Annotated in this window: 7 protein-coding genes; 1 reads left to right on the forward strand and 6 read right to left on the reverse strand. The window is 36.5% G+C overall.

Annotated elements, in window-relative coordinates:
- Nucleotides 1-189: 189 nt before the first annotated feature.
- The 5 genes from htpX to GH715_RS13055 all read right to left on the reverse strand — a co-directional run bounded on the left by htpX (nucleotide 190) and on the right by GH715_RS13055 (nucleotide 5661).
- A complete protein-coding gene (gene htpX / locus GH715_RS13035) occupies nucleotides 190-1095 on the reverse strand; it encodes a protease HtpX (protein WP_153835729.1) in 906 nt (301 codons plus the stop codon).
- 175 nt (nucleotides 1096-1270) lie between these two features.
- Nucleotides 1271-1789, reverse strand: coding sequence for a DUF3156 family protein (locus GH715_RS13040; protein WP_153835730.1), 519 nt, complete (start codon nucleotides 1787-1789; stop codon nucleotides 1271-1273).
- A gap of 19 nt (nucleotides 1790-1808) precedes the next feature.
- Nucleotides 1809-3224 (reverse strand): APC family permease, encoded by a 1416-nt coding sequence (locus tag GH715_RS13045; RefSeq protein ID WP_153835731.1) that lies wholly within the window; start codon nucleotides 3222-3224, stop codon nucleotides 1809-1811.
- 19 nt (nucleotides 3225-3243) lie between these two features.
- Nucleotides 3244-3717 carry a hypothetical protein gene (locus tag GH715_RS13050; protein ID WP_153835732.1) on the reverse strand — a complete coding sequence of 158 codons (474 nt, stop codon included), beginning with the start codon at nucleotides 3715-3717 and terminating at the stop codon, nucleotides 3244-3246.
- Between the two features lie 15 nt (nucleotides 3718-3732).
- Nucleotides 3733-5661: a primary-amine oxidase gene (locus GH715_RS13055; RefSeq protein ID WP_153835733.1), complete on the reverse strand. Its 1929-nt coding sequence runs from the start codon at nucleotides 5659-5661 to the stop codon at nucleotides 3733-3735.
- A 287-nt stretch (nucleotides 5662-5948) separates the two neighbouring features.
- On the opposite strand from GH715_RS13055, the gene GH715_RS13060 reads away from it, so the two are divergent.
- Nucleotides 5949-6761, forward strand: a complete 813-nt coding sequence (locus GH715_RS13060) for a helix-turn-helix domain-containing protein (protein ID WP_153835734.1) — start codon at nucleotides 5949-5951, stop codon at nucleotides 6759-6761.
- 69 nt (nucleotides 6762-6830) lie between these two features.
- Here GH715_RS13060 and GH715_RS13065 read toward each other — a convergent pair.
- A partial coding sequence (locus GH715_RS13065; RefSeq protein ID WP_163578648.1) for an SDR family oxidoreductase occupies nucleotides 6831-7112 on the reverse strand: 282 nt, incomplete at its 5' end.

The raw sequence follows: 7112 nt of genomic DNA on the forward strand, positions 1-7112 counted from the left end.
GCTAGTTGCCTCCTAACTTTAGTATGTTTCAGAGGCATGATTTCATGTGAGAAATAATGAAATGTATTTCTTTTAAGCTTGAAGGACATACAGATAGGGAGCTAAAAGGAGGATACTACAGACTTACATTTTGACCACTTTCACAAAAAAACAGTGAGGGTTTTGACCCTCACTGCTCATAGTCTCATATTATCGTTGTTCCAGTTTTGCAATACGATCTTCTAGTGGTGGGTGAGAAGACATTAATGCCATCATGCCACTTTTTCCACTGATTTTCATCGTTTGGATTGCGGAATCGTCGGTACGATCATCGATTTTTGCACGATCAACATACATTTTTAGCGAGCGTAAAGCATGCGCCATTTTGTCACGTCCCGCTAGGTCAGCTCCACCACGGTCAGCATGATACTCTCGATGTCGTGAGTAGGCACTGACGACAAAGCTTCCAAGAATAGAGAATAAAATTTGGAAGACAATTATCGCTACAAATTGTACGATCCATTGAATTTCTGAACGGACAAAACGCGATACGATAATGGCTGCGATTCGGGAGAAGAACACGACAAATGTGTTAACAATACCTTGTAAAAGCGTCATTGTTACCATGTCGCCATTTGCAACGTGTGCTACTTCGTGCGCGACAATACCTTCTATAGCATCGTCATCCATTGTGTCTAACAGTCCTTGAGAAACAGCAACCAGTGAACGTTTTTTCGTTGGGCCAGTCGCAAAAGCATTTACTTCTCTGGATTGATAGATCCCAACTTCCGGTGTGTGTGCTAGTCCAGCAGCACGGGATAATCTCTCTACCTTTTCATATACGGCACGTTCTTGAGCTGATCCTGGGCGGCTTGGGTCAATTACTTTTACTTTCATCATCATTTTAGCCATCCAACGGGACATAGCTAGTGAGATGAATGCACCCGTAAAACCAACCACCAAACTAAAGACCATGAGAGTAGTATAGTTGATAGTTCCCCCACTATAATAGGAACCACCAAGATTTGTGTATCTAGTGATTACTGACCAAACAATAACAATCGTCGTCATCACCAAGATATTTGTCAAGATAAATAATAACAAACGTTTACCCATTTCTTAACCTCCAATTTGGTTCGATACTCTCTTTATATAATACCATATTTTCATCCATAGGAGATAGTTGTGATGTTTTGTTAATGTTATTTCACAGTGAAGGAAAGGAAAGCTAACGAGATTTCTTTCAATAAAGATTTTGCTAGCTTTTTTACAATGAGATATTCACTTTGTCCTACGCTTGGATAGAGTGCTGAATTAATAGTGGTATTTTTTTTAATGCGGTTATTTCTTCATGTTTTAATTTTATTAAATACTGCATTGGAGGAAGTAAGGTAAACATAAAAGAACCTGGGAGCGGGACTTCCGTAATGATAATATCCCTTCCGTTTTGTTTAATTGCTAATTGTTCCAAGTCTAACTGTTGAATAACGTTTTTTAGCCGATAGTTTTGGTTAAGCAATTGACAAAAGGAGTGTGAGTTTTGGTCAGACACCCATTTCTTCTTTCGATAATCCCAATGTATAGCGATAGGTTTGTCAGAAGTATCGCTAATTGTAAAACTATAATTTATCGTGAACTTGTAGATTCTTGTTAATAATCTTTTATCTAATATAAATCGAAACAGCCACTTCTTTTCCGCCGAAACGTTATATTTCCAAGATAATTTTACTGGATCTGTAACTGGCAAATTAAAAAGAAGAAATATCTCTTTGAAATGCTTACTAGCCCTTCTTTCAATATTCGTAAACATGTACATCCTCCTTTTTTGATTAGATTCCTTTCACATCATGGTCTAATAAAAACTCGTCATGGAACTCTTCCTCCACACTGACTTTTTGAGTTTTTTCTTCTATTGGCACTGGCTCAAACAGTGGTTGTTGTTTGTATTTCAGCCAAATAAATGCATAAGAACATATACCAATAAGAAAGGAACCAGCAATAGTATAGATTTGTATTTTTACTGCCAGATCCGGATGAATGGTAAAGATCATATAGATACAAGCGACAATTCCTATTATTTGTGTATATGGATAAAAAGGAGATTGGAACGGTCTCTCCAAATATTTGTATCTTTTTCTTAGTATCATAACATCTATTTGAGCAATAATATAAGAAATTAACCAAGTTGTACATGCGGACAAAACAAGTATGTTTAATGTGGAGGCACCTATTTGAAATATAAATAAAGGTAAGCTGAAAAGGACATATACAGTAATAATACTCACCCATGGTGTACGGTATTTCGGATGTAGATAGCTGAAAATTTGAGGTAATAATCCGTCACGTGCTAATCCGTAAAACATTCGAGGAACAGCTGCAAAATTGGAATTAATCGAGCTAGCTGCAGCTAAAATAGTTACGATAATCATCATAGTAGTTCCAAAATCACCTAACATTGCACCAGCACCATCAATTTGTGGTGTACCGGAGTTTGCTAAAATACTAGGATCGATATAGTGAATGATTGCTTGCCCGAATAACATATCTGCAACAAAAATTGATAGTAAGCCGAAAATCATCGCTCTCGGGATGTTTTTATTAGGATTTTTAACCTCTTCTACCATTGGTACCACAAATTCAATACCGATGAATAACCAGATTCCCATTGCTAGAGACTGGAATACGGTACTCCATCCAGATGGGTTAAATATTGTGTCAATGCGTTCAGTAGTGGTGAACATGTCAAAAGCACCCAACAAACCAAGTACAGATAATGTGATCATAATGCCAAGTGTTAATACAACTTGAATCGAACCAAAAATTTCTACCCCTAACAAATTGACAATTAAGAAACAGGTTAACAAAATAATTGCAATTAATGTTGTGTTGATGTCAGGAAAAAGTGTTTGGGTTGCAAAACTTGCAGTTAATGTCTCTGCTGCCCCTACAGTTGCAACAAGTACGAAATAACCAGATAACACGGCGATAATCGACATGAATTTACCCATTGCTACTGACGTGTAATCTCCTATCATACCTGCCCCAGGTAGAATAGAGGCCAATTCTGCATAGGATAAAGCGATAATAATACTGATCACCATTGCAAGAAAAGTAGAAACAATAAAAGCTGGTCCAACTAACCCCATACTGTTACCAAGCGTAACCATGGTAGACCCTGCAACTACTAAACCTGTAGCAGTTGCATAGGCTTGCCAAAAACCTAATTTTCTTTTTAATTCAACCATAAGTATTGTCCCTCCATTGTTATTCAATAACTTCTAGTGATTGTGCAGTTGTAAGATTACTTTTCTCTGTTCTAAATGAAGTTAAAATCCAGTGTAAACTAATCATAAATACAAGAAATACTATAGCCATAAGTCCAAGAAAAGCTTGCGAATTAGCAGTCATATGAATCATTTCTCCTGTCATTGCTCCCATGACACCACCCATCACACCTTCAGCCATTCCACCCAAGCTTGCAATTGGATGGAAGGCTATACCGACGACAAAACCAACAAGTAGACCGAATAATGTGGCCACTATCGATGAAGTAACTAAGTCATGCATAAACAGGATACCAAGTACTATTCCAAAACATAGGGAAGAAATCATGCTTACAGTCATAATGATAATGTGAACGTGAGAAGATGAGTTTTGAATCAAATCTTTTAATCGGATAATCCTAGCAATAGTCAAAGTACTTAAAATGGTAATGATGAGTAAGCTAACAATTAACATTTATTTGAATCCTCCTTATGAACATGATGAATGGTTGCAGTTGCCCTTTGGTTTGGAAGGTGGTACGTCAATCGAAGGGTTTTGTTTGAAAAATCCAACAGGTTTTAGAGAAAAACCCATATATGCGGTAGGCATAACCGGCCAATCTTCAGGTCGAGTGATATGGTGATGTCCCATTGTATACCAGACAACAATGTCTTCATTGTCAATTGAACGATTCTTTTGAATCCATTTTGGTAATCCTTCCCCACCTTTATGTTGATTGGGATAATCACCTGCAGCATATTTTTCTCCTTGGTCATACTTCGTTACCCATAAATGATGGCCCATAAAGCCTGCTCGTTTCATGATACTGGCATTCTTGTGTGCGTAAGGAAATGCATTTTCACCAGTAAACAGTTTGTATCCGACAGGTTCACCAACCCAATTTTTCTTATTAGGGTTAATTACCTTCCAATATCGTGCTGTTTCTAGGTTAATATCTCGCATAGCTTCTTTTTCTGTTTTTAATGTATTAGATTTTGCAATAAATGCATTACCATATGGATTATGTTCGCCTGATTCATCACTTTCAGTATTTACTTCTACAACGGAGTTTTTGACGCCGTCCAACATCATATCCAAGCGCATGTTAAAGAAATGTTGGTGATTTGGTCCGTCTAATTGTGGAGCAAGTAAGTTTCCATAAGTTGATTTTTCACCAGGTGAAACGGCCTTTGTATGCAGAATTCCTGTCAATTTCACTTCAAATTCTATATTTCCATCTTGATAAAAATACCAGAAAAATCCGTATTCATAGTTTCCGACAGTAGAAATACTTGATAAAGCTAGTCTTCTCGAACGTCGTACATCCACTTTTTCTGTACGGAAGTCTGTGTGTTTCCAAAGTATTCCGTAATCTTCTTCGTGCAAACAAATGGCATTAGGGATAGTAGAAGGGTTTCCCTTGCTATCTGTTAAGAATGCATCAAAGTATTGAATTTCGCCTAAACAGTCACAACCAAGAGTTAATGAATTAGCAAGCATACCAATTCCATACTCCCCAACATCAAAAGCATTGTTACGGTTAACAGGTTCGCCTGGGTCTCCGTAAGGAACTACCATTTCTGATAAAGAAGCACGATAGAGAATAGGGCGTTCTTCACCTTCATCATTGTAGCTTACGGTGTGTAAAACAAGTCCTTCTCGAGGATTGAAGCCAAAGCGTATTTTCCATTTTTGCCATTCTATTTCATGACCGTTAATAGTAAAACTAGGTCCTTCTGGTTGAATGATTTCTAGAGGTTTTATGTCATCGCGGAGTTTTTCGATACTTTCCGCAGTATATTTGCCGTCATTTGCAGGAAGGGGAATGATGTCATGGTCCACCACTTTGATGACTTCCATTTTGTGTAAGTCTACAAATGCATGTAAACCGGAAATTGGACGTGCATACCCGTTATCATATTTATCTGTTTTTAACCAACAAATTGTTCTAGCGATTCGTTTTCCTTCTTCTTCTTCTAAACCAAAATTACCAGCACTCCACGGGTCACACATTACAAGATCAAAATCCTCAATTCCTCTCTTTCGGAAAGCTTCTTGCATTTCTGGATCAGCTTTAACAGCTTGTTCACATTCAAGAAATTCATCAGCCATAATGCCAGGCTGCACATCAGGAATATGCTCCCACTTTAGAATGGATTCTTTATCAATGGACACAATGGCCTCATAAGTTTTTTCTTCTTTATTGTCCAATAAAATGATGAATGCTTTACGGTGAATGGGATCTCCTTTTTTAAAGTTTAATACTGTTTCTTTAGAAGGCTCATATAATGTCACACTGACGAATCGAAAACTGTCATTGATTTTCTTTTCTTTTTTTACTACTGATGTAGCAAGGGCAATTTCTGCTGTATTCAATGGCTCTAGAGGATGGTTCACTTTTGTTATTGTAGTGGTCATTAAGATTCTCCTTTTCTAAATATTTGTACAACATTTAAGTTGTTAATATTTATTGTAGATAAGAAGTGATAATATGTATTGCACAAAACGGAACTTGTTTTCATATTGAATCACTGATAATCGCTTTCATTATGAAAATAGCAAAGATTGCATGAATGGGGAAAGTGTTAAATCTTCTCTCGAACTAGTTATATTACTGTTAGATGTTCTTACGGGTTCATAGATAAATACAAAATTTTTCTCTAATTTAAAATATAACTTCAGAACTTATAAGGGGGAATAATAAGATGATGAATGGAGAAAGGTCTATCGAAGCGATTCCTTATATACAACCCCACTTTAACCACGACACAAAGAATTATCAAGAATATTTAAGGTATTATAATAAAATGCCGCTCCTTTATTATCAATTCACAATGGGGGAGGGGGGACAGGATCATTTACCTGCCATTCCAGATGGTTGCTTAGATATTATCTTCAAACTTTCTTCAAGTATGCCTTCGATTAAAGTGTATGGAAGTTTATTATTAAGTAATTTAGTGCCATTTGAAGAAGGTGTGGCATACTTTGGTATTCGCTTCCCACCTGGTTGTACTATTACTTTCCAAAAAATAAAAATGGAAGAATATGTTGAAAATGTAATCGATTTAGACATGATTATGAAAGTGGAAGAGAAAGTATTAGAATTGCTGTTAGAGGATTCTACGTTTGAAAAAAGAGTGATATATGTTGAAGAAACGATAGTTAAATCTATCCTAGCAGAGCACACATCTAGTCCGTTAACAAATCATTTAATTAATGAAATTATAAAATCTAAAGGAGGGAAACCTATTCATCAACTGGCACTTGAAACTCATTACTCAGATAGATATATACGACAAAAAATCTCCGAGCGCTTAGGTATCTCTCCAAAAAATTTTAGTAGAATAGTTCGATTTCAAAATGCTTTAATAATGCTTCAACAGGGTTTTCGGATAGAAGACATCATATATGAAAACAATTACTATGACCAAGCTCACCTAATTCATGAATTTGAAAACTTCGCTTATATAACTCCGACAGATTATACCAATTACTTACAACATAAAAGGACTATATAACAAATAAAAATTTGCACTGTTTGCTGATAATAAATAAAGGCTTATCAAAAGGAGATAAGCCAAAATCAATTACTTCAGTAAAGACTCCGCTCCATCGATATATAGTTCTGTCCCTGTAATATGACTAGATTGATCGGAAGCGAGGAAGGCCACTAGGTCTGCGACTTGCTCTGGCTTTCCTGGTTGATGTTCTAATGGTTTATCTCCTTCAGGGTACTCAACGGGGATATTAATCTTATCTAGTTCGGGTGTTTTCTCCGTGTTTTTACCGATATTAGTTTCAATCGCACCAGGACAAATAATATTGACTCTTATTTTATCAGCAATAGGCGAGAAGACTCCCACCTCAAG

Source organism: Gracilibacillus thailandensis (genome assembly GCF_010994055.1).
Lineage (GTDB): Bacteria > Bacillota > Bacilli > Bacillales > Amphibacillaceae > Gracilibacillus > Gracilibacillus lacisalsi.

What these genes read in the sequence shown, in the direction of transcription:
- htpX (WP_153835729.1), bottom strand. Translation starts at nt 1,095, where the DNA reads ATGGGTAAACGTTTGTTATTATTTATCTTGACAAATATCTTGGTGATG.
- GH715_RS13040 (WP_153835730.1), bottom strand. Translation starts at nt 1,789, where the DNA reads ATGTTTACGAATATTGAAAGAAGGGCTAGTAAGCATTTCAAAGAGATA.
- GH715_RS13045 (WP_153835731.1), bottom strand. Translation starts at nt 3,224, where the DNA reads ATGGTTGAATTAAAAAGAAAATTAGGTTTTTGGCAAGCCTATGCAACT.
- GH715_RS13050 (WP_153835732.1), bottom strand. Translation starts at nt 3,717, where the DNA reads ATGTTAATTGTTAGCTTACTCATCATTACCATTTTAAGTACTTTGACT.
- GH715_RS13055 (WP_153835733.1), bottom strand. Translation starts at nt 5,661, where the DNA reads ATGACCACTACAATAACAAAAGTGAACCATCCTCTAGAGCCATTGAAT.
- GH715_RS13060 (WP_153835734.1), top strand. Translation starts at nt 5,949, where the DNA reads ATGATGAATGGAGAAAGGTCTATCGAAGCGATTCCTTATATACAACCC.